We start from the raw sequence: 22700 nt of genomic DNA on the forward strand, positions 1-22700 counted from the left end.
AACGAGCAAGCCGCCCTGAAATGCGTCTACCTGGCCATCATGGCCCTCGATCCCACTGGGGCAGGCCAGAAACGGTGGATCACCCGATGGAAAGCGGCGCTGAACGCCTTCGACATCACCTTCGAAGGCCGACTCACCGCCGGACGGAAATAACTCAATCAACCCGAGTTACACCGTTATCTGGACAGACCCGTCTCGGCGGGCGCGAGTGGAAGATCGGCTCGACCCGTGGTGGCCCTCAGCACTGCTGGTCCGAATATGATTGAGTGAGTTGATGTTTCGCGTCGATGCGGTTGGGGATATGTGAGTTGTGTCCCGGTCGCGGCTAGTCGGCGAGGGTCGGCGAACCGGCTTGCAGCGCGGGGAACCGCCTGAGGAGTTTGTCGATCTGACCGCGCACTACCGCAAGTTCAGCATCGAACGACCGGATCTCGGGTGCGGCAGCGGAGGGCATGGACTCACGGCGGCGCGCCAGGGTCAGTGCATGTTGGCGAAGGTCGCCGAGGAAATTGCGGGCCTGGGCGAGCTCGGGGTCATCGTGCATCGGTTCTCACATCTACAGGGGCTGCGCGCATCACAGTGGCGGCACCCGGGTGTGGGAAGTATGTCACGGATTGTCAACCGAACATTCGCCTGCAGTTCAGCAGAAGTCGACTGTGACCAAGCGCACGCTATCGCCGTGACCGGCTCGTTCAGGTCGGCCACTGTCGCGGGTGGTGTACCTGCACTGGTTACAACGAGGTGCTCATGCGGGCGGGGTGTCCCCGAATCGAATTGTGTCTGGGGCGTCCGGAATCCGTGCGAGCAGCGCTATCTGTCGCTGGTGCCCAGCGCTTTTCGAAGGTGGTGAATGGCCAGGCTGATCGCGCTGGTCGATGCCTGCGTCGGACGGAGTGGGTTGAGCATCATGAAGTCGTGGAAGATGCCGTTGAAGCGGACGCTGGTTGTCGGGACTCCTGCCGCTGCCAGTTTCACCGCATACGCTTCTCCTTCGTCCCGGAGTACGTCGTTCTGGTCGACGATCACCAGGGCGGGAGGCAGTCCTGAAAGATCCTCAGGCGTGGCTCGCAAAGGGGAAGCGGTGATCTCGGCACGAGCCGGGTGAATCGGGGATGTAGGCATCCCAGAACCATTTCATCGAGGCGGCCATCAGGTATGGCCCGTCGTCGAACTCGCGATAGCTGTCGGTGTCTTGGCCCGCGTCGGTGACCGGGTAGTACAGCGATTGATGGACGAAGTGCACGTCACCACGCTGCTTGGCCAAAATCGTGACAGCGGCGGTCATATTGCCGCCCACCGAGTCACCCGCGATCTTTCTGCGGGCGATACAGGGCCACGATATCTGCGCGTAGTCGGAGGCGGGTTCCGATTTCTGTGTCGGACAAGCCATCTGCTATCAAGTCGGCGATTCGGCGGTGACGGTCGGTCGGGCCAGGTCGGGGACGGTCGCGCACGCACAGCGCCGAAGGAGTGAATCGGATGAACGACAGCGGAATCGACGACGAGACAACGGATTCGACTCCCCGCCCCCGAATCGCGATCCCGGCGCGGGACACACTGGTCCGGTGCTGGCCCGGGTGCTCGTCGAGGCCGGGTATCCAGTGTCGATCGCGGCATCGGGTGACCCGGTTGACATCGCCCTGATCGTCGATCTACTTGCTCCAGGCGCCTCACCGCGCTGGGCCGAGGACGCCATCGCGGAGGCCGACATCGTGATCCTCGCGCTGCCTTTGTCCCGTTTCACCGATCTGGGACCCGAGGCGTTCGTCGGCAAGATCGTCGTGGACACCATGAACTACTGGCCGCCCACCGACGGCATCCAGCCGATATTCGACCATCCCGAACTCGGCTCGAGCGAGATCGTCGCTCGGCATCTGCCCGGTGCACGAGTTGTCAAAACCCTCAACCACATCGGCTACCACGACCTCGCGGACGCCCGGCGGCCACCAGGTGATCCCGATCGTCTCGCGCTCATGGTCGCCGCGGACGATCCCGCGGCCGCGAAGGCGGTAGCGGAGGTTGTCGAGGACATCGGCTACGACGCTGTTGTACTGCCGACACTGGCCGCCGGGCGGATTCTGCAACCCGGCGGCCCCTACTTCGGCGCGGAACTGCGCCGCGACCAGATCGAAAGAGAGCTCCTGCCATGACCGTTCGCTTTCCCTTGGAATTCGCCCTCGACACCTTCGGTGACCGCATGGGCGACGAGCAGCACCACCCGATCACCCATGCGCAGTCCATCCGCAATGTCGTCGAACAGGCCGAGCTCGCCGAACAGGTCGGCGTGGACGTGTTCGGGATCGGCGAACACCACACCGACGAGTTCCCCATGCCCGCAGGCGATGTCGTGCTCGGCACGATCGCCGCCCGTACCGAGCGGATTCGGCTCGGTTCCGCGGTGACGGTGCTCAGCTCGGACGATCCGGTGCGGGTGTTCCAGCGCTATTCGACGCTGCACGCCTTGTCCAATGGTCGCGCGGAGGTGATCCTGGGCCGGGGTTCGAGCACGGAATCGTTCCCGTTGTTCGGCTACGATCTCGCCGACTACGACACCCTGTTCGAGGAGAAGACGAATCTCTTTGCGGCTCTGCGCGATGGTGGGCCGATCACCTGGCAGGGCACCACCCGGTCGGCGCTGCTCGGGCAGGACATCGTGCCGCACACCGAAACTCCCCTGCGCAGCTGGATCGGTGTCGGTGGCAGCCCGCAGTCGGTGATCCGCGCCGCCCGCTACGGCTTCAACCTCATGCTCGCCATCATCGGCGGCCACCCCGCCCGTTTCGCGCCGTTCTCCCAGCTCTACCGCGAGGCACTGACCAAGTTCGACCGTGAGCAGCTCCCCATCGGCGTGCATGCCCCCGGGCATATCGCCGCCACCGACGAAGAGGCCTTCGAAGAGTTCTATCCCCGATACGAAGAGGTCATGCGCACGGTCGGCCGGTCTCGGGGTTTCCGAGTGCCCACCGCCGAGCAGCTTCGCCGCGACATCGGCCCCGATGGAGCGCTCTACGTCGGCTCACCCGAAACCGTCGCCCACAAGATCGCCACCAACCTCCGGACCCTCGACGCGACCCGCTTCAACCTGAAGTTCAATGTGGGCGCGACGAGCCGAGCGCAGGTCCTGCGCGCCATCGATCTCTACGGCACCAAGGTCATCCCCCGCGTCCGTGAACTCCTCACCGACTGAACGGGTTCCGGCCGATCATCAGCCGATGTGGAAGGCTCCGAGGGCTATTCGTGATCATCGGTGGGGAACCACGCAGCCGCATGATCGGGCAGCGTGACCCGCCAGCTCGAGTCGTCCGCGGTCGTTTCGGCTGTCGCGATAAAGGCTTCTCCGGCAACGGTTTCGAGTAATTGCTTGCCGACTACGGCGTCGAGTTGCTGCGGCCGGTCCGCAAGAAGGAGAAGGCCCGTTTCGGCGAGCTGCTATTGAAGAAGGTCCCCGTTGATACGCGACGTACCCATCGATCGACGCCGCGAGCGCCGGTGCCGGACGTGTCGTCACCGCTTCCTGGTCGGCTCCACCTCCGCCCCGCTATGCCGCCCGGCCGCTATCGCCAGGCCGGTCAGCTGGCGACATTGATGTGCCGGTGGATCGACCCCGGATCGCCGGCCAGGTCGAGCAGGCAGGTGGCCAGGTCATCGCGGCTGATCCGGATGCCGAATGTCACGTTGCGCTCCACGGCCGTTCGGTAGGAACCCTTCGACGGGCTGTCGGTGAGTTGTGGTGCTCGGACGATGGTCCAATCCAGTGCGGTGTCCCGCGTCGCCTGCTCGGCCCCGGCCATATCGTCGAGGCTGTGCCGCAGCAGCGCGCGCAGAATGAGCGGCTTCACTACGAAGCGGGTGAACCAATCATCGCCCGGCCCAGCGATTCTCGCGCTATTGCTGATCAGGATCAGCCGCCGCACGCTGACCGATGCCATGGCCTTGGTGATGGCGAGTGCAGCGTCGGTTGCGACGGATGTCGGGCCCTTGTCCCGCGATCCGATGGTGTCGAGCACCGCGTCGGTGCCGCGGATGGCCGTCGCGATGTCGTTGGGATTCATGACGTCGGCGGTGACCACCCGCAGTCGGGGATGTTCGGCGAGTGCGTGCTGCCCGCGAACAACCGCGGTCACCTCGTGTCCCGCAGCCAGTGCCTGGCGCACGAGGAGTCCACCGGTACGGCCGGTCGCTCCGAAGACCGTGAGTCGCATATCGCGCCCTCCTGGTTGGTGAGTATTTACTAACCTAGGATGGGTGAATACTTACTAACCTGTCAACCGGGAGGATGCGTGGGCACGCGCGACCAGATCCTCGATGCCGCCGCGGAGATCATGCGCAACCGTGGCGTCGTCGAGGCGACGACCAAGGAGATCGCAAAGGCCGCGGGCTACTCCGAAGCCGCGCTCTACAAGCACTTCAGCGATAAGGAGGACCTCATCCTCAACGTCCTCCAACACCGCATGCCCGGCCCCGCCGCCGCCCGGCCCGAGCCGGGTTCGGCCACGGTCGAAGCCAACCTCACCGCCTTCGCACGCGCCGCGCTCACCTTCTATCAGCAGTCACTGCCGCTCCTCGGCGGATTGCTGGCGCAGCCCAAACGAATGGCGGCACACCGCGATTCGATGCGACGGCACGGCGCGGGTCCCGGCCACGCCATCACCGGAATCGCCGCTTACCTGCGCGCCGAGCAGCAACTCGGACGCATCGACGCAGAAGCCGAGGTCGACGCCGCAGCCGCTCTCCTCGACGGCACCTGCTTCCACCAGGCCTTCCTGCGGTTCTACGAGGCGGGTCCCGACGCGATGGCCGCACCCGACGAACTCGCTCGCAGCCTGGCGCGAACGCTGGTCCGCGGGCTCGGATCGGCGAGCGGTGATGGTCGTCGGCAGGAGCGGTAGTCGCCGGGCGGGACGAGTCACCAGGCGGCGGCGAATCGGAAAACAGTTCCTTTGGGTGCGTGTTTTCGTGGATCACGAAGGCGCGACATGTCGGGCCCGATTAGTGAGTCAAGTCGTTCAAGGACGAACGGCTTGCCCTAGTGACGACCGCTTCGGGCGACAAGGTGGATTATCTGCGGTAGTGATGCAACCGCCGGATCTCGGGCAGATGCGCCGCTACCCCCTATTCGGAGAACGATGGTCGACCACCTGCGTTCGGAAGATCATCCGAGTTGCGGGCACCGCGGAAGGTATGGGCCTGAGGTCCCGGCCAGGAGGTCTTCGGGCCCTTTCGTTCGCACGGTCGTCCGGGGATTCTCGACCGTGGGGGAGCTGATATTGCATCTCGTCGAGCGGAGAGCGGAACGATGTGCGCCGACTACAAACGTCGCAATACCCGACACCTGGCCGGGGTGATCGGCCCGGTGGACTACACCGGTTCCACCGGGTACCGACCTCCGCCATGGTTGTATCGGAGGCTGCAACCCATTGCAGCAGCACTCACCTGCGTGGGCCTGAGTCCGGAATATGCCGTCGTTCTGGAGGTTCCGGGACGGCATTCCGGAATCATCCGGCGCACCAACCTGGTTCGTATCGAATACGGCGGACGGCACTACCTGGTATCGCTGGCCGGAGAATCCGAGTGGGTGCGCAACACCCGTGCAGCGGCGGGACATGTGGTGGTCGGGCGTCGTGAACGCTGTGCCGCCACTCTCACCGAAATCCCGGCCGCCGAACGGCCGGAAGTAATCCGTGCCTACCTGACCCGCGCCGGCCGCAAGGCCCGCTCGTGGAGCAGGGCCAGCGAGGCACGGCACTATTTCGGCGTCAGCACCGAACCCTCGGCCGAGGACCTTGCCCGACTTTCGAAACGCTACCCAGTGTTCCGAATCGACTACCAGGCCCCACGCAGCGGCACATGACCTCGGCCGCTGGGGCAAAGGCTTCGCTGTCGTGCGGTCACGGATGTACGGATTCGATTGGTTGCGTGGCTGAAGCTGAGATGCTTCCCTGATTCCGCGGTCTCGCTGACGGCGAGGGCGGGGAATTCTGTTTTTGCGCTATGAAAGCCGATGATGAGAGGCAACAGATCAGTGAGCTTGTTCTCCGTCTCGGCCGCAAGTATTCGCAACTCACCGGCGAGGCCATCAAGGTCGCCGTCGGCGAGGCGCATCGGCGTTTCGCCGGCCGCCCGGTCCGCACCTTCGTGCCGCTGCTGGTGGAGCGCATCGCGGAGCGGACGCTGGCCGCTGACCGTCCGGCCCGCCGATGGGCGAGGATGCCGAAAGAGCACGGGCTCGGGTATTTCTCGCGAAGCTGGAAAAGCACGCGAAGATGGTGGCCAGTCGGCGCGCAGCAGGGGGAGTCGGCAGCTATGACGCTTCGAACGCGGAGCTGAACCACATCGGTGGCCAGATCGTCAAAGTTCTGCGGAAATTCCCTCAGCTGCGACCGGTCGAATCGCGTCCGCCCGCCAGAACTGTGCTCAGCCCCTGGTCGGCAAATGAAGACCACCACCCGCGGAAAGTGATGGTCGCATTCACGCTGGCGCGCAGGCGCTGCGAGACGCCTGTCAGCGGAACCAACCGCTAGGATTGGTGATCCGTGCCTGCTGGCGCGCAGGCGTCTCCAACCGTGTGAAGGAGGACCCATGCCAGGCAGCGCGGCAATCGAGGAGAGTGTCGGGGTCGGCCGCGCAGCACGTGAGGTCGTGCCGCGTCGCACGCTGGCTGAATGGGATCCGTCCCACCGTTCGTATAGCGCGCTGGAGATCCTGTTGTCCCAGCATGCTGAGCGGGACCCCGATCTGCTGCCGATCCGTTACGGTCGGATGAGCGCCTCGCCGTGGACCTATTTGCGTGGCGCCGCGGCGGTGATGGCGGCCGATCTCGCGCTGTCGCCCAATACCGGATTGACCGTGCAGTTGTGTGGTGACGCACATGTGCTCAACTACGGGCTGTGGGCTTCACCCGAACGGAATCTGACGTTCGACCTCCGCGATTTTGACGAGACGCTGCCGGGTCCGTTCGAGTGGGACGTCAAACGATTGGCCGCGAGCCTGGTGGTGTGCGCGCAGGAGAACGCGCTGCCTGACGAAACGGCCGACGCCGCCGTCACCGCCGCGATCAACTCATACCGAACGCATATGCGCGACTACGCAAAGATGTCGGAACTCGACATCTGGTACGACCGCATCGACGCGTCCACGCCGCTGGCCTCACTGGTTCCTCGTGACCGAAAGGAAGTGCGCGCCCTGATCGCGAAACAGGCCAAAAATCGCACCAGCGTCGGCGCATTCCGGAAGATGACCGAGGTCTGCGACGGCCGTCGGCGGATCACCGAGAACCCACCCTTTCGAGCGCATCTGGACCGGCCCGAGAACCGCGACGAAGCGGAGATCGCCCGGCAGGTGTTCGAAACCTACACCGCTTCGGTTCCCGAACAGCTCACCCGGCTGCTCAACCGCTTCACACTGTCGGATGTGGTGCGACAGGTCGTCGGTGTCGGCAGTGTCGGCATGCGCGTGTACCTGCTACTGGCAGAAGGCCGCAGCGGTGAAGCGCCGTTGTTCCTCCAGGTCAAGCAGGCCGGAACCGCGGTGTACGAGCGGCACCTGGGACCGAGTGCGCAGGACAACCACGGGCACCGTGTAGTGCTCGGCCAGCACTTGATGCAGTCGGCGACCGACCTGTTCACCGGGTGGACCCGATTGGAAGGCCATGACTACTACGTCCGGCAGTTCCGCGACATGAAGATCATCCCGGATGGTCGCCAGATCGCGCCCTACCTGACCGAATTCGCCGGTTCTTGCGCGCACGTGTTGGCCAAGGCCCACGCGCGCACAGGCGATCCGGTGGCCATCACCGCCTATATCGGTAGGGGCCATGCCTTTGCCCGCGGAATCGGGGAATTCGCACGCGCATACGCGAAACAAACCCGCGTCGACCACGCCGACCTGGTCGCCGCCATCGCCAGCGGCCAAGTCGAGGCCGCGCCCGGCTGGTGACCCGACGTGGTCCGCCGCGCAGACCGTCAGCCGGACAATTCAACGCCCCGCGAACTCCTCACCGACTGAACGGCTTCCCGCTGGCTACCAGCCAATGCGGAAGGGCCCCTCCGGTCATTGGTGATCATCGGTCGGGAACCACGGGGGCGCATGGTCGGACAGTGGGACCCGCCAGCTCAACTCGTCCGCGGTCGTTTCCGCTGTCGCGAGGAAATCGGCGACCGCGCGGGTGTGCGTCTCATCTCGCCAGGCGATCGACCACGGATAGTAGGGCTGGATTTCCAGGGGCCGGTGAAAAGGTAGACCGACGTCGGCGTATCTCATTGCGTAACTGGCGAACTCGAGCAGATACCCGAGCTCGCGAGCGCGACGCCAGCCGGCCAGACAGTGCCCGAAGGTCCCCGGGTTGCCCAGCCAGTGCAATGCGACGCCGGCCTCGGCTTCGAAGGCCCGCAGGTAGTGGCCGTGTGCGTTGAAGAATCCGGAGCCGGGAGGATCACCGAAGACATCGAGTCTTCGGTCATGCAGCGAGGCTGCGCCCGGCTCGCTCTCATCGGCGGGGTGGCCGACCAGATACATCGGTTCGAGCCGCAACGGCCGATGCAGCCAACCGGTCGGATGCTGGGCAAGCATCGCCGGTGTGATGCGCAGGATGGCGATGTCGAGCCGGTTGTCGAGCAGGGCATCGAGTTGGCGGATGCTGTCGAGCGACCGCTCGACGAGCTGAACCCCGGGATGCCGCGCGCTGAAGGCGTCGGCGACCACCCGGCTCGTCTGCAACTCGAAGATGTGCGCAATCCGAACAACATCCGTGTCGACCGGCGGCCGGCAGATACGCTCGGCGAGTCCCAGCAGATCTTGCGCGTCCGCCAAAACCCTCTGACCCTGTCGGGTCAGCGTGACGTGCCGGGAATCGCGCTCGAACAGGGCAAAGCCGAGTTGGTCCTCGAGCCTGCGGATCTGTTTCGACAGCGCCGGCTGGCTGATGTACAGGCGGCCCGCAGCGCGGCCGAAGTGCAGTTCGTCGGCCACCGCGACGAAATAGCGGAGCGAGCGCAGATCCAGATCCATCAGCATCCACCCTGTCGCCTCGGACCGGCCGTCCCGTCAAGGATGCCAGATCGGTTATCGATCCGGGCCGAACAGCTCTTGGACCGTGACCGCCCCACGGTGGTTGACTACTCGAACATCTGACGCCCTGGAGTGAGCCCACGACGTCATCGTTGCCGGCGCTTGGGAGAAACCATGTCGACACCGTCCCGTCCCGTCGTCTTCATTCACGGACTATGGCTCCATGCGAGCAGTTGGCAACCGTGGATCGAGCTGTTTCACACCGCCGGCTACGACCCGATCGCCCCCGGATGGCCCAACGAACCGGAGACGGTCGATGCCGCCCGCAAAGACCCGGAGGCCGTGGCCGATACCTCGATCGAGCAGGCCACCGCCCACTTCCGCGCGGTGATCGAAGAATTGAGCGCACCGCCGATCATCATCGGGCACTCCTTCGGTGGCTTGATCACCGAGAAGCTCCTGGGCGAGAACCGCGGTGTCGCCGGAGTCGCCATCGACCCCGCCCAGATGAAGGGGGTACTGCCGCTGCCCCTCGGCCAGCTGCGCGCCGGCCTGCCCGCGCTGGGCAACCCCGCCAACCTGCATCGTGCAATCAGCCTGACCCCCAAGGAATTCCGGTTCGGCTTCGGCAATGCACTCACGGAAGCGGAATCCGACGAGCTCTACGAGCGCTGGACGATCCCGTCCCCGGCCCGGCCGCTGTTCCAAGCCGCCGCGGCGAACTTCGTCCTGCACTCCGAGGCGGCGGTGGACACCGCCAACACCGAACGCGGACCGCTGCTGCTCATCTCCGGCCTCGAGGACCACACTGTTCCCGACGTCGTCACACGTTCGAGCCTGAAGCAGTACCGCGATTCCACCGCCGTCACCGAATTGCGGCAGTTCCAGGGCAGAGGCCATTCCCTGACGGTCGACAGCGGGTGGCGCGATGTCGCGGACGCGGTACTCGAATGGTTGTCCGGCCACGGTCTGTAGCGGTCGTTCTGAATGGGAGCTGACATGGATCTGGCGATCGAAGGCGCGCTGGCGGTGGTCACCGGAGCGGGCCGGGGCATAGGCCTGGCCGTGACGACAGCATTGATCGACCACGGTGCACGAGTCGTCGCCGGTTCTCGGTCGACCACCGAGGGGCTGAGGGCGCTAGTCGGCACCGGACGCTTGCATGCCGTCGAGGTCGACCTGTCGACTCCCGAGGGCGCACGCGAACTTGCCACGGCCGCCGAGGATTTCGGGCCAGCCGACATCCTGGTCAACAATGTCGGCGCCGTGACGCCCCGACTCGACGGGTTCCTCTCGATCACCGACGAACAATGGCTCTCGACCCTGACGCTCGATCTCATGGCGGCGGTCCGTACCACCCGGGCGGTACTGCCGGCCATGCTGGCCGCGCACCGCGGCGCGATCGTTACCGTGAGCTCGGTGAACGCCACCCTTCCCGACCCCGGCGTCATGGACTACAGCGCCGCCAAGGCCGCACTGACCAACTTCTGCAAGGCACTGTCGAAAGAGGTTGGCCCGCAGGGCATCCGGGTCAACACCGTCAGTCCCGGACCGGTTGCCACCGACCTGTGGCTGGGCACCGGCGGTGTCGCTGCCACCGTGGCCGCGTCAACCGGCGGCAGTGCATCGTCGGTCGCCGATTCCGTGGCTGCACAGTCCGTCACCGGCCGTTTCACCCGGCCCGATGAAATCGCGGACCTCGTGCTGTTTCTGGCGAGCCCGCGCGCAGCCAATATCACCGGTACGGACGTCGTCATCGACGGAGGACTGATCACGACCACCTAACCCGCCGGGCCGGCTGCGAAGGGGTTCGGTCCGAGTTCGCATACGCCTCGGCGCGGTTCTCGGAGAGGTGCGGGGCCACCCTGCGGCCGCGAGGTGGGTCGTGGAGTTCAGCTCGACCGCGGGTCGCGTGGCGCGGCCCGGAACGGCCGTGTACGCCATGACCAAAACCGGTGTGGTGGCGTTCTCCGAGGCGCTTCGCCAGGAGCTGCAGCCGCAGCGGGTCCGGGTGAGCGTGGTCGAGCCAGGAAATGTGGACACCGAGCTGGCCTCGCACACCCGCGCGGAGTTGCGTTCCGGCGTCGAGGCACAGATCCAGCAGATCGAGCGCATGGTGCCCGAGGACATTGCGCGTGCCGTGGTCTTCATCGTCGCCAGCCCCCGCCGGGTCGCGGTCAATGAGATTCTCGTCCGGGCCGCCGACCAGACCTGGTGACCGCGCCGGGCCAGGCGAGGCCCTGTACCGGATCAAGCGGTCCTGGGCCGGCCGACGGTTTTCTGCGGCCGTCACCGCCGAGCCGGAACCAGCCGCGCGTGGAGCTGGAACAGCGCGCAAAGATAGTGGCCCGTCGGCGCGCAGCAGCGGGAGCGGGCCAGTCATGACGCTTTGAACGCAGAGCTGGACCGCATCGGTCAGGCACCTTTCAGAATCTCGACCATTCGTTCGCCGAGCACGGCGGCAGAGGCTGGGTTCTGGCCGGTGGTCAGGTTGCGGTCCTCGACCATGTAGGGCTCCCAGATCGGGCCGCGGCTGAAATCGACGCCGATCTTCTCCTTCAGGTCGGTTTCGAGTAGCCACGGTGCGATCGCGGCGACGCCCACGGCTTGCTCTTCTTCGTCGGTGAAACAGGTGAGACGAAAACCCGCGAACGGGGACTCGCCTGCGATCCTGGTGGACAAGATCGAGGCCGGAGCGTGACAGACGATGAAAAGCGGGTTGCCCGAGGCCAACTGCTGCGTCAGCAACCGCCCACAGTCGGCGTCGAACGCCAGGTCCGCCATCGGACCGTGCCCGCCCGGCATATACACCGCATCGAAATCCTCAAGACGCACATCTGACAACTGCAACGGCCTCCGCAATGCCTCCGCTTCGCGAATGATCGACTCGAGCCGCAGGGCCCCGTCGATGCCGCCCGCCATCTGAGGACGCAGACTCATCATGTCGGCCGTCGGGATCACACCATTCGGTGTAGCGACGACCACCTGGTGCCTGGCATCGGTGAGGGTCCGATACGGGTTGGCGAACTCCTCGGCCCAGTATCCGGTCGCGTATCGCGAGCCGTCCTTCACCACCCAGTAGCTGGCACCACTGACGATAAAGAGCACCTTTGCCATCGCGAAAGCTCCTCTCGGATCACTCATTCCGTTAGTTGGCAAATATTTCGCAACCGACGCGTAGCGGCGGTTTTGGATAGCGCGATCAGCCGCAATGTGGTCACGACGCCGCACTTCAGGTCCGTTATGAGAACAGTTGCGAGTGTTCGGCTATGTACTGCCCAACCGTCGATGGCGGCTGTCCCGTGATCTTTTCGACGTCGTCGGTGGCCCGGTCGTAGCGTCCAGCGCGGTGCAGCAGTGCCACTGTGGCCAGGTGCTGCTCGACGTGCGCGGGCAGACCTCGGGGCCTGAGCACCTCCTCGACCCAGGTTTCATAGGGGATGTCGGTGCCGCGAATCCGGCGGTGAAGTCCCAGGGTGTACTCGGCGGCCAGGCCATCGATGTCCAGACGCGCCGGACCGGTCAGTTCGTAGACGTCGCCGATGCGGTGGTCGGGATCTACGAGCACTGCGGTAACCGTGCGGGCCACGTCACTGGTGGCTATCGGTGATGTTCGACCCGTTCCGAAGGGGAGGGCCAACACGTTTCGCTCGCGCAGCGACGGTGCCGCGAGTCCGGTGAATATCGGATTGTCCAGGAACACTGTCGGCCTGATGTGCACGACCGGCACACCCGACCAGTTCAAGACCTGCTCGGCGAGATAGTGCAGCCGATGTTGACGAGACTCTCCCACACTGGTCAGTGTCATTTGAGAAACGGTCATCTGGGACATGTTCACGACCACCTCGAGGTGGCCGGATGCCAACGCCGCGGCGCAGACGACCGCCGTTGCCTGCAGGTAGTCCGGCGAGACACCCATCGAAAAGAACATGCGATCGGTACCGGCCATCGCATCGACCACATCGCGTGGGTCGGTCAAGTCTCCGACTACGACGTCAGCGCCGAGTGCGTGTAACGGCTCGGCTCGGGCGTCGTCGTGGTGCACCAGCGCGCGAACGCGATCCCCCCGTTCCCGCAACTGCTCGATCACCTGCCTGCTCACGCCACCGGTGCCACCACCCGCCCCGGTGATCAGGTACAAGGGTGCGCTCATGCTCGCTCCTCACGGTGTGTTTTCCCGGTGCTTGGCAAGGGGTGTGCGGGCGAACCTCTCGAGCATCAGGCCGGACATCAGCAGTACGGAGCTCCGTGGCCGGTGGTTCACCACAAGGCGCTGGGCCTTCCCGGCGGCGTTGAACGTAACCAGGACGATGACATGAATCGGCACGCCGCGGATCGATGAGGTGTAATCCTCGAGAAAGCTGTTCTCGCCGCAGGGGCCTGCGTAGTGGAAGTCTTGGAACTCATATTTCTCGCGGGCGGCAACCACGACTTCATGGACCGACTCCGCACCTTGTATGGCGCCGTCCCACGCCGCGCCTTCCCCTGTTACGTCGTCGGCCAGGTTGTCCAGCCACGCCGGATAGTACGGCTTCCCCATATAAGTCGATGCCATTCCACGCCTCCCGTGAAATCGGTAGCAAGTATTGTCGAGGGCCTCCCGCTGCGGCAGCGAGATCACCCGCGGCGTCCTACCCTGCCACGGCGCTGCACAGCAGTACTGGGTGCTGCGTCAGGCCGGTGCGGCCGTCGATAACGCTGATATCGGAAGGCAATTCGATGTAGACGGGGAGTTTTTCCCGCCAGGCGGTCAGGATGAGCCGGTCGATCTCGATGACCGCATTGTGCGGGGTCAGCCGGGCCTGCGCGGCGGTCACCTGTGCATACGCACCGAGGAAGCGGTCCCAGGTCCCATCGGCCATCGTGTGGTGCATGCCCAGGCCGCGATCGATCGACTCGAGCGGTATCGACCCGCAGATACAGACGACCGGCACATGCTCGCTGTAGGAGCCTGCGACACCATTGATTGCGCTCAACGCGCCGACAGCGTTGGTCACCGCCAGCGCACCCATGCCGTTCAGCCGCGCATAGCCGTCCGCCGCATATGACGCGGCCAGCTCACTGGTCTTGCCGACCCAGGTCAGCGCGCCGCCATCGTGGAGCTGCAGCAGCAGCTCCAGGTTGAAGTCGCCCGGGACGCCGAAAAGATGGCCGACGCCGGCCTCCTCGAGACGTCGGAGCAGGAACTCCCCGATCTTCATCCACCGGCTCGGACTGGGCATCGCGCATACCTCCGATCTCTGGTGTCAGGACACGGGCCGCGTCAGCGCCGGTCCCGTCCGGGCACACATCTCGGTCCACCGCACCGCTCGGCAAGTCTCGCTGGAATAACTGTAGCTAACCTGTCGCAAATCTATTGTCTGTGGCGGATAACTGTGGCGACCGGAACCCTCGTCTACTTCCGTGACCCGAAAATCCTTGGCGGAGCGGCGGCAGCGAAACACGAATTGACTTGTTCGCCATAGCTTTTCGCGTCATCGGGATCTGCGCACCTTCGGCCGAGTAGACCTGGATGGCATCGCCGACGAGCTCACCGGCCGTCCTCGGCAAACCCTCGGACTCGACACGCCATCAGATGCGGCGTCAGCCGCGAGACCGTCCACAACCGCCTCCACGCCAAGCCCGCGCTACCCGCCGGCCGGGCGCGCGCTGCCCGACGTCGCCGCCGAGGGCTTGCCAGCGTCCGCGTCGGCGACGGGACGCGACCCTTCCAAGACGATCCGGTACGCGTCCGGACGGAGCCGCGGCGGCTTCGTTCGCAACCGCCCGTGAGTTCGGCGACCAGCCACACCGAGCGCAGGGGATCATTTCATTCGGTTGCCGACGTCCTTGCCGGCGGACTCCTGATAGATGTCGGCGTAGGTCCGTGAGTCCTTTATCAGGTCGTCACAGAAAGCCGCGACGTCATTGCCGATGAGTCCCACGACTCCCTTGCCGGCCGCGACGCCTTCCTCGAAGAAATCGAGAATTCCCGAGAGCAAGTTTCCTTCGACCAGCTCGACTGGCCCGATTTTGAAATAGTATTTTTGAATCTCCTTGTAGACGATCTGGTAATCGGGTGGGAGCGTCTTGACCCGCGCCATGTGCGCCCGCCACTCCCTCTTGCCTTCGATGATGTCGCGGATGCTCACTTTATCCTCCTAGCCGGCCGAGTTTCTTGGCGACGTTGTTGTTCAGCTGCTCGCGCCACTTGTCGCGATAACTCTTGGATCCTTCTTCGCCGGCGATCGCCGCACAGAATCCTTTGACGTCGTCGCCCAGTGCCTCGCGGACACTCTGGCCATCCGACGCTGTTTCCTCCAGCAGCCCCAGGGCGCCGTCGAGAATCGGCATCAAGTTGCGACCCGTGAAGCCCGAGTACGGCGAGAGATGGATCTTGATCTCTTCCCACGCCGCTTGATACTCGGCCGGGAGGACCCTGGCTCGACCGTCGAAGGCCTTGTATTCCCTGGTGAGATCGCTGCCGGTAATTGTCTCCCAGAAGTTCATTTCCCACTTCCCTTGAGCTCATTGATGCGCGCTGAGACGTATTCCCATTTTTGCCAGAATGTCGCGAGTTCTTTGCGTCCCGCGTCGTTGAGTGTGTAGAACTTGCGCGGGGGACCGACTTCGGAAGGTCGTTTCGAAACATCGACCAGACCGTTTCTCTCCAGCCGCACCAGTATGGCGTAGACCGTCCCTTCGATGACGTCCGCGAAACCGAGTTCATTCAGCCGCCGCGTGATGGCGTATCCGTATGTCTCCTGGGTGTCGATGATCTCGAGGACACACCCTTCGAGCGTCCCCTTCAGCATCTCCGTCAAGTTGTCCGTAGCCGCCTCCTTGGTCATCGGACCGCACTATTCAGTGGTACTGACTACCACTAGACTGTAGCACATAGTAGTGACCCTTGCTCGGGCGCTACTCAATGCTCGAGTGGCACCGAAAGTCCTTCGGCGACAAAGGCTTCCTGGGCGGCAGCCCCTGATCACGACCAGCACCGAGGTCGCGCGCGGTCAGCGTGATGGCCGCCGGCTCTATGCCCGCGCAGCGCCGTGATCGAGGAAGTCAGCACCAAGATGACCGCGGTGTTGATCCTGGAAGATCGCCATCGCCGCCTCGCACTGTGCCAGGGCGGCAACGAAATTGGTCCGAGCGATGGCGTAGTTGGCTTGCGCGTGTCCGGTCCCGATCGCGCTGCCCCCGCTGATCCCGGCATTGACGACGCGATCGTGGCGCGCATGGACGCCCGGCTCGACGTGTACCGGATCCTCGGGCTGAAAGAGGGTGAGGCGCATGTCATCCGGAATGCGGGCGGGGTGATCACCGATGACGAGGTGCGGTCGCTGGCGATCAGTCAGCGGTTGCTCGGCACGACGGAGATCATCCTGATCCACCACACCGACTGCGGCACGCTGACTTTCACCGACGATCAGTTCGAGCGCGCCATCCAAGACGAGGTCGGGGTCGGGCCCGCCTGGTCCGCGGAAGCCTTCCCCGATCTCGACGAGGATGTGCGGCAGTCGATTCGGCGCATCGAGAACAGCCCCTTCCTCACGAAGACGACCTCGCTGCGCGGCTTCGTCTTCGACATCGCCACGGGCAAGCTCATCGAGGTCGTCTCCTGACCTCCCAGGGGAGTCCCGTCCGTCGTTTCCCTCGCTGAGGTTGTCAGGCGGCGGACGGGTTTTCGAGGACGATGGCGACTCCTTGACCGGATCCGATGCAGACCCCGATTGCGCCGTAGCGCGCATTGCGTTCCCGCAGTTCGGTGGCCAGGGTCAGGACGTAGCGCGCGCCGGTGGCGCCGAACGGGTGACCGATCGCCACCGCGCCGCCGTTCGGTGTCAGCTTCTCGTCGGGGATGGTGAAACCGCCCAGCTGGTTGGGCAGTTCACGCAGCACGCCCAGGGCTTGCGCGCTGAATGCCTCGTGTACCTCCCACACGTCGATTTGTTCGGGTGTCAGGCCCGCGCGTTGGATCGCCAGGGGCAGCGCCCACGCCGGAGCCAGACCCATGAACAACGGATCGATCCCGTACACCGCGGACGACACCACCCGCGCCAGCGGTTCGACGCCGAGTTCGGCTGCTCGTTCACCCGAAGCCAGCACCAGTGCGCTGGCTCCGTCGGTCAGGGGAGTCGAGTTCCCGGCCGTCATCTGCGTCGTCCCCGGCTGCGGGGGCAGCGCCGCCAACAGTTCGGCCGTCGTGTCGTCCCGGATGAATTCATCGTGCTCGAACAGGCGGGCGGGGGTCTTCCTGGTCGCGGCGATCTCGACCGGCATGATCTCCTTGGCCAGCCGTCCGGAGTCCCTGGCCGCCTTGGCATTTCGCTGCGTCCGGAGCGCGAACGCGTCGATCTCCTCGCGGGTCAGCCCATAGCGGTCGGCGACGTTTTGTGCCGTCTCGATCATTCCGATGTAGGCATTGCGTGCCAGCAGCGCCGGATTGGCCGGACCGCCCGCACCCGCCCACATGGTGTCGAGCAGGATGACCGGGCCACGGGGCCCGAACGGGGAGTCGCCCTTCATGTACGCCCATCCCGACCGCGACATCGACTCGACGCCGCAGGCGATCCCGACGCCCAGGTCCCCCGCTTTGATCGCGTGCGCGATATTGATGGTGGCGCTCAGGGACGACCCGCAGAACCGGTTGATCGTCGCCCCGGCCACCGTGTCGGGGAATCCCGCCGCCAGCGCCGCCCACCGCGCGACGTCACCCATCCCTTCGTGGGCCGGATTGACGCAGCCCGCGACAATGTCCTCGATCTGATCGAGACCCACGCCGACGCGCTCGCACGCGCCCTTCATAGTCATCCCCAGCAGGTCGTCGGCCCGAATGTGCGACAGCGAACCACCGTATCGGGCGAATGGGGTCCGGACACCACCGAGCACGAACGCTTCCGTCATCACGATCTCCTTCGAGAGTGTCCTCAAGGTTTCAACGAGCCAGCCGTCGTTGCCGCTTCCGATCTTGCCTCGATTCCGAGGAAATCCGCGACACCAGTGGCACACTCGACGACGTCCGAGACCACCGGTCTTCGAGACTGGGCTGGATCCGCGGTGTAAACAACCGTCCGCAGCGACCCGAGCGGCACTCGCTACCAACGCATCCTCACCGTGCCGTTCGGTGCGAAGGTTTCCCTGCCCGCTCCGGTGGACGGATGAACCAGGTGTTAACGGTCGAGTTGGGCTTGGAAGACGGCCCGGTTGAAATACGCGCGCGCCTCGCGAATGAGCCCGTCCTCGCCAAGGTCGTAGACGTTGATCCCCGACCAGTTCACCGGCGTGCCGGTGGCCGTGATGGCCGCGCCGCTCCAGGACACGGCGACCGAGTCGCCCACAGTGTGCGCCTCGCGCGGGGTCAGCCCCAGGAAGGGACTGAAGTTCGGCAGCACCGACGCGATGAACTCGCGGATCGCCGGACGGCCGACGATCGGGGGCTGCCCGACCGGATCGTGGAAGACGCCATCGGTGGCGAACGACTCGGCCCAGGCATCGGCGTCACCGGACTGGGAGGCGGTGAAGAACTGCATCACGGCGGCGGGCATCGCAGGCATGGTCATTCGGGTTTCTCCTTCACTGGTGGTTCTCGATGGACATTCGGGAAAGACGTTGACGCTCATCCGGTTACGGCCGTGTGATGGCGGCGGTCGTAGCGCCGGGCGAAGGGCAGGACGGCCAATCCCGCGACCGCGAGCACGGCTTGCAGGCCGCAGACACCGAGCCATCCGAGGCTGCCGTAGCAGGCCGCGGCCGCGGCCGCGCAGATCGCACCGCTGAGGAAGACCGCGACCATGTAGACGGTGTTGGCGCGGCTGCGGGCATCGGGGAGGTAGGCGAAAATGCGGGCCTGATTGGCGATCTGGCTCCACTGCGCCGCGACGTTGACCGCGATGATCGCAACGATCATGAACGCCAACAGGTTTCGCCCGAGCGCGTACGCGCCCGCCGATACCAAGGTCAGGACCAGGGCGGTGCCGATGATCGGCAGGGCGCCGCGCCGGTCGATGAACCGACCCGCCCACGGCGCGGCGAACGCGCCCGCCAACCCGAGCACACCGAACAGACCCGCGGCCGCGGTCCCGAAGTGATAGGGCGCGTGGGTGAGAACCAGCACCAGGGAGGTCCAGGTGGCGTTGTAGGCACCGAACAGACTCGCGTGCAGCAGGCACGACTGCCGCAGCGCCGGTTCGCTGCGCAACAGTCGCGGCAGTGACGCCAGCAACTGCCCGTATCCGAGCGTGCTGGTGCGGGCGGGTTCGCGCGGCACCAGGGCCACGGTCAGCACTCCCGACGCCGCGGTCAACGCGGCGGCGAGCAGGTAGACCGCGCGCCAGCCCAACGCCTCGCCGACCGCGCCGCCGATCACGCGGGAGCCGATGATGCCGGTCATCAATCCGATCTGGACCCCGGCCACGACCGACGCCCGGCGCGTCGGCGGTGCGAGCTCGGCGGCCAGCGGCACCAGCACCTGCGGCACCACGGTGAACCCGCCCGCCAGCGCCGCGGCCGCCGCCAACAGCGACAGGCTCGGCGCGACCGCGCCCAGCAGCAGCGCCAGCACCGTCGCGGTCAACATCCCGGTCAGCAACGGCCGCCGGCGACGCACGTCACCCAACGGCACCAGAAACAGGATTCCCGCCGCGTAGCCGAACTGCGCGCAGGTCACCACCAAACCGGCCGACGACGGTGCGACATCGAGCGAGCGGGCGAACAACGTCAGAAGCGGTTGCGCCAGATACACATTCGCCACGGTCACGCCGCTGCAGATCGCCATCACGGCGAACAGCAGCGGGCGCACCGGAAGCCCGGCAGCAGCGGGGAGCGGGGGATTCGGCGGCGTTCGGGTTGTGGTCATCACAATCTCCATGAGCGATCGAACTAGTTGGTTCGGATGCTAGGGGTGTGCGGCGATCGATGTCAAACGAACTGGTTCGTTACCATTGCTGACGTGGCATACGACTCAGCGGCAACCAAAGAACGCATCCTCACCGCCGCGGCGGCCGAGTTCGCCGCACACGGCGTCGCCGGTGCTCGCGTCGACCGCATCGCCGCGACCGCCAAGGCCAACAAGCGCGCCATCTACGATTACTTCGGCGACAAGAAAGCGCTGTTCGCGGCCGTGCTGGAACAGTTGATGACCGACCTGGCCCAAGCCGTCCCGCCCGGCGACGAGAAAGACCTCGGGACCTATGCCGGTGCCCTGTTCGACTACCACCGCGCCCACCCCGAAACCTTGCGGCTGTTGCTGTGGGAAGCACTCGAAATGGGCGAGGACCCAGTACCCGACGAACAGGCACGCACCCAGCACTACCTCGACAAGATCAGCGCCGCTGAACAGGCGGCGGCGACCGACAACAGCGACCCGAAAGCGCTGCTGTTCTTCACCCTGGGCCTGGTCGGATGGAGCCTGGCCATGCCACAACTGCGGCGGATGATCCTCGGCCCCGACTACACACTCGACAAAATGCGTGCGTCCATCTCCTCGGCCGTCCAGGCACTCGCCGACGCCCCAAGCGATTCCACCGAGTAGGACCCCACTCGCCTGACATCCGGCGAGGCGGGCGGCAATATCTGGGGAAATCTGCTGTCCGCCAGTGTGTTTGCTCTCGTGTCCACCATCGGGGAGATCTTCGTGTCCGCTAACAGTCGAGCGCCGGATCTCCGACGATTTCGACCTCGGATGTGGCGCGGGCGTCGACTTCCGCGTCGGCTCGCCAACAGTGCCCACACCAGCATCCCCGCCAGGAAGAGCCCGCTCCCGATCCGGATCTCGGTTCGGCTGTAGTCGGGAACGGTGTCGGAGTGTCCGGCGGCCTGATGCGTATGCCGGTGGTGCGGACGGCGAGTGCACCGGCACACACCGCCGCCGGCGCGCAAACGCTGTCGCCTTGGGTTTGGTTTGGGCTGCGCTCGGTCCACAAGAGCTGCTCGGCGGCCGTCTCGAACGAGGTCATCAAGCGACGGAGCACGAATTCGCCAGCATGATCGAACTACTGCGCTAACGACGTCCGGCGGGGCTCGCCCGCGCGGTGAGCGTCTGCATCTCGTCGGCTGTCTCGCGTATGAACCGGGATAGTTCGCGGTCACCGTCCTGGCGGGTCCACCGCCCGAAGGCGGTGTGCAGCACTGCTATTCCCGCCTGACCGGCCAGCTCCGCCGTGGTGTCGGCCGCGCCCCGGTTGCGCAGTGCGCCCGCGATGGCCGCGGCCAGGGTGGCGCTTTTGATCAATTCCCGTTCCCGGAGCTCGGGATTGGCATCGACGACCACCTGCCGTTGCAGCACCAGCGGCCGTCTCGGTTCGAAGACCTCGGCCGCGATCTCCTCGAGCGCGCACACCACCGCGGCCCAGGGCGTGGCGTCGGCGGGGGCTGCGCCGACCTTGCTGATCAGCAGGTCCCGCAGTAATTGCGAGCCGCCGAACAGCACCTCGCGCTTGTCGGCGAAGTGGCGGAAGAAGGTGCGTTCGGTCAGTCCGGCGCGGGCGGCGATCTCGGTGACCGTGGTGCTGTCGAATCCGTGCTCACGAAACAGCTCCAGGGCCGCCGCCTCCAGGCGGCCGCGTGCATTGGGTTCCCAGCGGCTCATGGCTCGATGCTACAGAGGGTGATGACAGGCGCTGACATAAAGGCGTACTGTGATGTCAGGAACTGACATCACAGTTGTTGTCTACCCGTCCACCTGGAGTGATTCCCATGCGCATATTTCTCACCGGTGCGTCCGGCCATCTCGGATCCGCCGTCGTCCCCGCGCTGCAGGCCGCCGGTCACCAGATCGCCGGTCTGGCCCGTTCCGACGCCGCGGCCGCCGTGCTGCAAGCCCGCGGTGTCGAGGTCGTCCGCGGCGACCTGACCGATCTCGACATCCTCGCCGCGGGCGCAGCGGCCGCCGACGGCGTCGTGCACCTGGCCTACGACCATGAGGCCATGGTCGCCGGCGATATCGCAGGCGCGGCAGCGACGGATCTGCGCGCCGCCGAGGCCATCGGGGACGCGTTGGCCGGCAGCGGCAAGCCGTTCACCGCTGCCTCCGGGACTCTGCTGCTGGCATCTCTGGGCCTGGACAGGCCCGGGTTGGAAACCGATGTGGCAGTAGAGAGTTCGCCGCGTGTGGCGACCGAGAACCTGATCATCGGGCTGGCGGGGCGGGGAGTCCGGTCGTCGATGGTGCGGCTGCCCCCGATCGTGCACAGTCACCTCGACCATCACGGCTTCGCTCATGTCCTCATCGGCGTCGCCCGCCGCACGGGCGTGGCCGGGTATCTCGGCGACGGTGCGAACCGCTGGCCCGCCTGCCATACCCTGGACGCGGCCGAATTGTTCCGCTTGGCCCTCGAATCCGCACCCGCGGGCACCCGCCTGCACGCTGTCGGCGACGAAGGCATCCCGTTCCGGGAGATCGCGGAGACGATCGGCCGACGCCTCGGACTCCCCACCGCCCCCATCGACCCCGACCAGGCCGCCGAGCACTTCGGCTTCCTGAGTTTCATTGCGGGCGTGGACAATCCGACCGCGAACGCGCTCACCCGGGAGATCATGAGCTGGAAACCCACCCATCCCGGTCTGATCGAGGATCTGGAGAACGGCCACTACCTCGACGCGGCCTGAGGCGTCGAATTCATCTGCCAGGGCGTGCGGTGCGGCTTCGAATTGATGGGGATGCAAGGAGAACAGACGGTCGCCGACCGCAATCCCGGTCGGTGTCGTCGAGA

The 22700-nt window shown here is 65.5% G+C and carries 26 protein-coding genes and 2 pseudogenes; 13 read left to right on the forward strand and 15 right to left on the reverse strand.

Features of this window, described 5'->3' with window-relative positions; genetic code table 11:
* A pseudogene (locus tag ACIRRA_RS41040) lies at positions 1-153 on the forward strand (IS256 family transposase); the annotation flags it as partial.
* Between the two features lie 172 nt (positions 154-325).
* Here the strand turns inward: ACIRRA_RS41040 and ACIRRA_RS41045 are convergent.
* Both ACIRRA_RS41045 and ACIRRA_RS41050 read right to left on the reverse strand, forming a co-directional pair.
* Positions 326-544: a hypothetical protein gene (locus ACIRRA_RS41045; RefSeq protein ID WP_402780005.1), complete on the reverse strand. Its 219-nt coding sequence runs from the start codon at positions 542-544 to the stop codon at positions 326-328.
* Between the two features lie 266 nt (positions 545-810).
* Positions 811-1390: pseudogene (locus ACIRRA_RS41050) on the reverse strand (alpha/beta hydrolase).
* A gap of 175 nt (positions 1391-1565) precedes the next feature.
* On the opposite strand from ACIRRA_RS41050, the gene ACIRRA_RS41055 reads away from it, so the two are divergent.
* Together ACIRRA_RS41055 and ACIRRA_RS41060 are read left to right on the forward strand one after the other, a co-directional pair.
* Positions 1566-2150, forward strand: a complete 585-nt coding sequence (locus ACIRRA_RS41055; RefSeq protein WP_402780006.1) for an NADPH-dependent F420 reductase — start codon at positions 1566-1568, stop codon at positions 2148-2150.
* Positions 2147-3187, forward strand: a complete 1041-nt coding sequence (locus ACIRRA_RS41060) for an LLM class flavin-dependent oxidoreductase (protein WP_402780008.1) — start codon at positions 2147-2149, stop codon at positions 3185-3187. Before ACIRRA_RS41055 ends, ACIRRA_RS41060 begins: the two co-directional genes overlap by 4 nt.
* A 382-nt stretch (positions 3188-3569) precedes the next feature.
* Here ACIRRA_RS41060 and ACIRRA_RS41065 read toward each other — a convergent pair whose 3' ends face one another.
* Entirely contained in the window at positions 3570-4202 is a 633-nt protein-coding gene (locus tag ACIRRA_RS41065) for an NAD(P)-dependent oxidoreductase (RefSeq protein ID WP_402780010.1), read from the reverse strand.
* 78 nt (positions 4203-4280) lie between these two features.
* On the opposite strand from ACIRRA_RS41065, the gene ACIRRA_RS41070 reads away from it, so the two are divergent.
* The 4 genes from ACIRRA_RS41070 (at position 4281) to ACIRRA_RS41085 (ending at position 7935) form a co-directional block, all read left to right on the forward strand.
* Entirely contained in the window at positions 4281-4889 is a 609-nt protein-coding gene (locus ACIRRA_RS41070) for a TetR/AcrR family transcriptional regulator (protein WP_402780012.1), read from the forward strand.
* Positions 4890-5296: 407 nt separating this feature from the next.
* A complete protein-coding gene (locus tag ACIRRA_RS41075; RefSeq protein ID WP_402780014.1) occupies positions 5297-5851 on the forward strand; it encodes a nitroreductase/quinone reductase family protein in 555 nt (184 codons plus the stop codon).
* Positions 5852-5991: 140 nt separating this feature from the next.
* Positions 5992-6327, forward strand: coding sequence for a three-helix bundle dimerization domain-containing protein (locus ACIRRA_RS41080; RefSeq protein ID WP_402780016.1), 336 nt, complete (start codon positions 5992-5994; stop codon positions 6325-6327).
* Between the two features lie 252 nt (positions 6328-6579).
* Positions 6580-7935, forward strand: coding sequence for a DUF2252 domain-containing protein (locus tag ACIRRA_RS41085; RefSeq protein ID WP_402780018.1), 1356 nt, complete (start codon positions 6580-6582; stop codon positions 7933-7935).
* A 114-nt stretch (positions 7936-8049) separates the two neighbouring features.
* Here the strand turns inward: ACIRRA_RS41085 and ACIRRA_RS41090 are convergent, their stop codons facing one another.
* Positions 8050-9006 (reverse strand): LysR family transcriptional regulator, encoded by a 957-nt coding sequence (locus ACIRRA_RS41090; protein ID WP_402780020.1) that lies wholly within the window; start codon positions 9004-9006, stop codon positions 8050-8052.
* Positions 9007-9180: 174 nt separating this feature from the next.
* Between ACIRRA_RS41090 and ACIRRA_RS41095 the strand changes: the two genes are divergently transcribed.
* The 3 genes from ACIRRA_RS41095 to ACIRRA_RS41105 all read left to right on the forward strand — a co-directional run bounded on the left by ACIRRA_RS41095 (position 9181) and on the right by ACIRRA_RS41105 (position 11224).
* Positions 9181-9981 carry an alpha/beta hydrolase gene (locus ACIRRA_RS41095; protein ID WP_402780022.1) on the forward strand — a complete coding sequence of 267 codons (801 nt, stop codon included), beginning with the start codon at positions 9181-9183 and terminating at the stop codon, positions 9979-9981.
* A 24-nt stretch (positions 9982-10005) separates the two neighbouring features.
* Positions 10006-10791, forward strand: coding sequence for an oxidoreductase (locus ACIRRA_RS41100; protein ID WP_402780024.1), 786 nt, complete (start codon positions 10006-10008; stop codon positions 10789-10791).
* A gap of 100 nt (positions 10792-10891) precedes the next feature.
* Positions 10892-11224: an SDR family oxidoreductase gene (locus tag ACIRRA_RS41105; RefSeq protein WP_402780026.1), complete on the forward strand. Its 333-nt coding sequence runs from the start codon at positions 10892-10894 to the stop codon at positions 11222-11224.
* A gap of 197 nt (positions 11225-11421) precedes the next feature.
* Here ACIRRA_RS41105 and ACIRRA_RS41110 read toward each other — a convergent pair whose 3' ends face one another.
* The 7 genes from ACIRRA_RS41110 to ACIRRA_RS41140 all read right to left on the reverse strand — a co-directional run bounded on the left by ACIRRA_RS41110 (position 11422) and on the right by ACIRRA_RS41140 (position 15836).
* On the reverse strand, positions 11422-12123 hold the full coding sequence (locus ACIRRA_RS41110) for a type 1 glutamine amidotransferase domain-containing protein (protein ID WP_402780028.1): 702 nt from the start codon (positions 12121-12123) through the stop codon (positions 11422-11424).
* A gap of 124 nt (positions 12124-12247) precedes the next feature.
* On the reverse strand, positions 12248-13159 hold the full coding sequence (locus ACIRRA_RS41115) for an NAD(P)H-binding protein (protein WP_402780030.1): 912 nt from the start codon (positions 13157-13159) through the stop codon (positions 12248-12250).
* Positions 13160-13168: 9 nt separating this feature from the next.
* Positions 13169-13561: a hypothetical protein gene (locus ACIRRA_RS41120; protein ID WP_402780032.1), complete on the reverse strand. Its 393-nt coding sequence runs from the start codon at positions 13559-13561 to the stop codon at positions 13169-13171.
* A 76-nt stretch (positions 13562-13637) separates the two neighbouring features.
* Positions 13638-14228 (reverse strand): thiamine pyrophosphate-binding protein, encoded by a 591-nt coding sequence (locus tag ACIRRA_RS41125; protein ID WP_402780034.1) that lies wholly within the window; start codon positions 14226-14228, stop codon positions 13638-13640.
* Positions 14229-14810: 582 nt separating this feature from the next.
* A complete protein-coding gene (locus ACIRRA_RS41130) occupies positions 14811-15137 on the reverse strand; it encodes a DUF1048 domain-containing protein (protein ID WP_402780036.1) in 327 nt (108 codons plus the stop codon).
* A 1-nt stretch (position 15138) separates the two neighbouring features.
* Positions 15139-15495, reverse strand: a complete 357-nt coding sequence (locus tag ACIRRA_RS41135) for a DUF1048 domain-containing protein (protein ID WP_402780038.1) — start codon at positions 15493-15495, stop codon at positions 15139-15141.
* Entirely contained in the window at positions 15492-15836 is a 345-nt protein-coding gene (locus tag ACIRRA_RS41140; protein ID WP_402780040.1) for a PadR family transcriptional regulator, read from the reverse strand. Before ACIRRA_RS41140 ends, ACIRRA_RS41135 begins: the two co-directional genes overlap by 4 nt.
* 327 nt (positions 15837-16163) lie before the next feature.
* Between ACIRRA_RS41140 and ACIRRA_RS41145 the strand changes: the two genes are divergently transcribed.
* A complete protein-coding gene (locus ACIRRA_RS41145) occupies positions 16164-16613 on the forward strand; it encodes a beta-class carbonic anhydrase (protein WP_402780042.1) in 450 nt (149 codons plus the stop codon).
* Between the two features lie 43 nt (positions 16614-16656).
* Here ACIRRA_RS41145 and ACIRRA_RS41150 read toward each other — a convergent pair whose 3' ends face one another.
* From ACIRRA_RS41150 to ACIRRA_RS41160, 3 genes are all read right to left on the reverse strand, one after another.
* Positions 16657-17895, reverse strand: coding sequence for a thiolase family protein (locus tag ACIRRA_RS41150; protein WP_402780044.1), 1239 nt, complete (start codon positions 17893-17895; stop codon positions 16657-16659).
* Positions 17896-18161: 266 nt separating this feature from the next.
* On the reverse strand, positions 18162-18551 hold the full coding sequence (locus ACIRRA_RS41155) for a nuclear transport factor 2 family protein (protein ID WP_402780046.1): 390 nt from the start codon (positions 18549-18551) through the stop codon (positions 18162-18164).
* A 56-nt stretch (positions 18552-18607) separates the two neighbouring features.
* Positions 18608-19846 (reverse strand): MFS transporter, encoded by a 1239-nt coding sequence (locus ACIRRA_RS41160; RefSeq protein ID WP_402780048.1) that lies wholly within the window; start codon positions 19844-19846, stop codon positions 18608-18610.
* A gap of 93 nt (positions 19847-19939) precedes the next feature.
* On the opposite strand from ACIRRA_RS41160, the gene ACIRRA_RS41165 reads away from it, so the two are divergent.
* The gene (locus ACIRRA_RS41165; RefSeq protein WP_402780050.1) at positions 19940-20521 is read left to right on the forward strand and encodes a TetR family transcriptional regulator; all 582 of its coding nucleotides are present in this window, start codon (positions 19940-19942) and stop codon (positions 20519-20521) included.
* A 468-nt stretch (positions 20522-20989) separates the two neighbouring features.
* Here the strand turns inward: ACIRRA_RS41165 and ACIRRA_RS41170 are convergent, their stop codons facing one another.
* Positions 20990-21577: a TetR family transcriptional regulator gene (locus ACIRRA_RS41170; RefSeq protein WP_402780052.1), complete on the reverse strand. Its 588-nt coding sequence runs from the start codon at positions 21575-21577 to the stop codon at positions 20990-20992.
* Between the two features lie 107 nt (positions 21578-21684).
* Between ACIRRA_RS41170 and ACIRRA_RS41175 the strand changes: the two genes are divergently transcribed.
* A complete protein-coding gene (locus tag ACIRRA_RS41175; RefSeq protein WP_402780054.1) occupies positions 21685-22596 on the forward strand; it encodes an SDR family oxidoreductase in 912 nt (303 codons plus the stop codon).
* The last annotated feature ends 104 nt before the right edge of the window (positions 22597-22700 follow it).

It is taken from the genome of Nocardia sp. NPDC101769, from assembly GCF_044766925.1.
Taxonomy (GTDB): Bacteria; Actinomycetota; Actinomycetes; order Mycobacteriales; family Mycobacteriaceae; genus Nocardia.

Coding starts and splice junctions, on each gene's coding strand:
- ACIRRA_RS41075 (WP_402780014.1), top strand. CDS start 5,297: ATGTGCGCCGACTACAAACGTCGCAATACCCGACACCTGGCCGGGGTG.
- ACIRRA_RS41085 (WP_402780018.1), top strand. CDS start 6,580: ATGCCAGGCAGCGCGGCAATCGAGGAGAGTGTCGGGGTCGGCCGCGCA.
- ACIRRA_RS41110 (WP_402780028.1), bottom strand. CDS start 12,123: ATGGCAAAGGTGCTCTTTATCGTCAGTGGTGCCAGCTACTGGGTGGTG.
- ACIRRA_RS41155 (WP_402780046.1), bottom strand. CDS start 18,551: ATGACCATGCCTGCGATGCCCGCCGCCGTGATGCAGTTCTTCACCGCC.
- ACIRRA_RS41080 (WP_402780016.1), top strand. CDS start 5,992: ATGAAAGCCGATGATGAGAGGCAACAGATCAGTGAGCTTGTTCTCCGT.
- ACIRRA_RS41100 (WP_402780024.1), top strand. CDS start 10,006: ATGGATCTGGCGATCGAAGGCGCGCTGGCGGTGGTCACCGGAGCGGGC.
- ACIRRA_RS41150 (WP_402780044.1), bottom strand. CDS start 17,895: ATGACGGAAGCGTTCGTGCTCGGTGGTGTCCGGACCCCATTCGCCCGA.
- ACIRRA_RS41135 (WP_402780038.1), bottom strand. CDS start 15,495: ATGAACTTCTGGGAGACAATTACCGGCAGCGATCTCACCAGGGAATAC.
- ACIRRA_RS41065 (WP_402780010.1), bottom strand. CDS start 4,202: ATGCGACTCACGGTCTTCGGAGCGACCGGCCGTACCGGTGGACTCCTC.
- ACIRRA_RS41060 (WP_402780008.1), top strand. CDS start 2,147: ATGACCGTTCGCTTTCCCTTGGAATTCGCCCTCGACACCTTCGGTGAC.
- ACIRRA_RS41090 (WP_402780020.1), bottom strand. CDS start 9,006: ATGGATCTGGATCTGCGCTCGCTCCGCTATTTCGTCGCGGTGGCCGAC.
- ACIRRA_RS41160 (WP_402780048.1), bottom strand. CDS start 19,846: ATGACCACAACCCGAACGCCGCCGAATCCCCCGCTCCCCGCTGCTGCC.
- ACIRRA_RS41170 (WP_402780052.1), bottom strand. CDS start 21,577: ATGAGCCGCTGGGAACCCAATGCACGCGGCCGCCTGGAGGCGGCGGCC.
- ACIRRA_RS41175 (WP_402780054.1), top strand. CDS start 21,685: ATGCGCATATTTCTCACCGGTGCGTCCGGCCATCTCGGATCCGCCGTC.
- ACIRRA_RS41115 (WP_402780030.1), bottom strand. CDS start 13,159: ATGAGCGCACCCTTGTACCTGATCACCGGGGCGGGTGGTGGCACCGGT.
- ACIRRA_RS41140 (WP_402780040.1), bottom strand. CDS start 15,836: ATGACCAAGGAGGCGGCTACGGACAACTTGACGGAGATGCTGAAGGGG.
- ACIRRA_RS41120 (WP_402780032.1), bottom strand. CDS start 13,561: ATGGCATCGACTTATATGGGGAAGCCGTACTATCCGGCGTGGCTGGAC.
- ACIRRA_RS41045 (WP_402780005.1), bottom strand. CDS start 544: ATGCACGATGACCCCGAGCTCGCCCAGGCCCGCAATTTCCTCGGCGAC.
- ACIRRA_RS41095 (WP_402780022.1), top strand. CDS start 9,181: ATGTCGACACCGTCCCGTCCCGTCGTCTTCATTCACGGACTATGGCTC.
- ACIRRA_RS41125 (WP_402780034.1), bottom strand. CDS start 14,228: ATGCCCAGTCCGAGCCGGTGGATGAAGATCGGGGAGTTCCTGCTCCGA.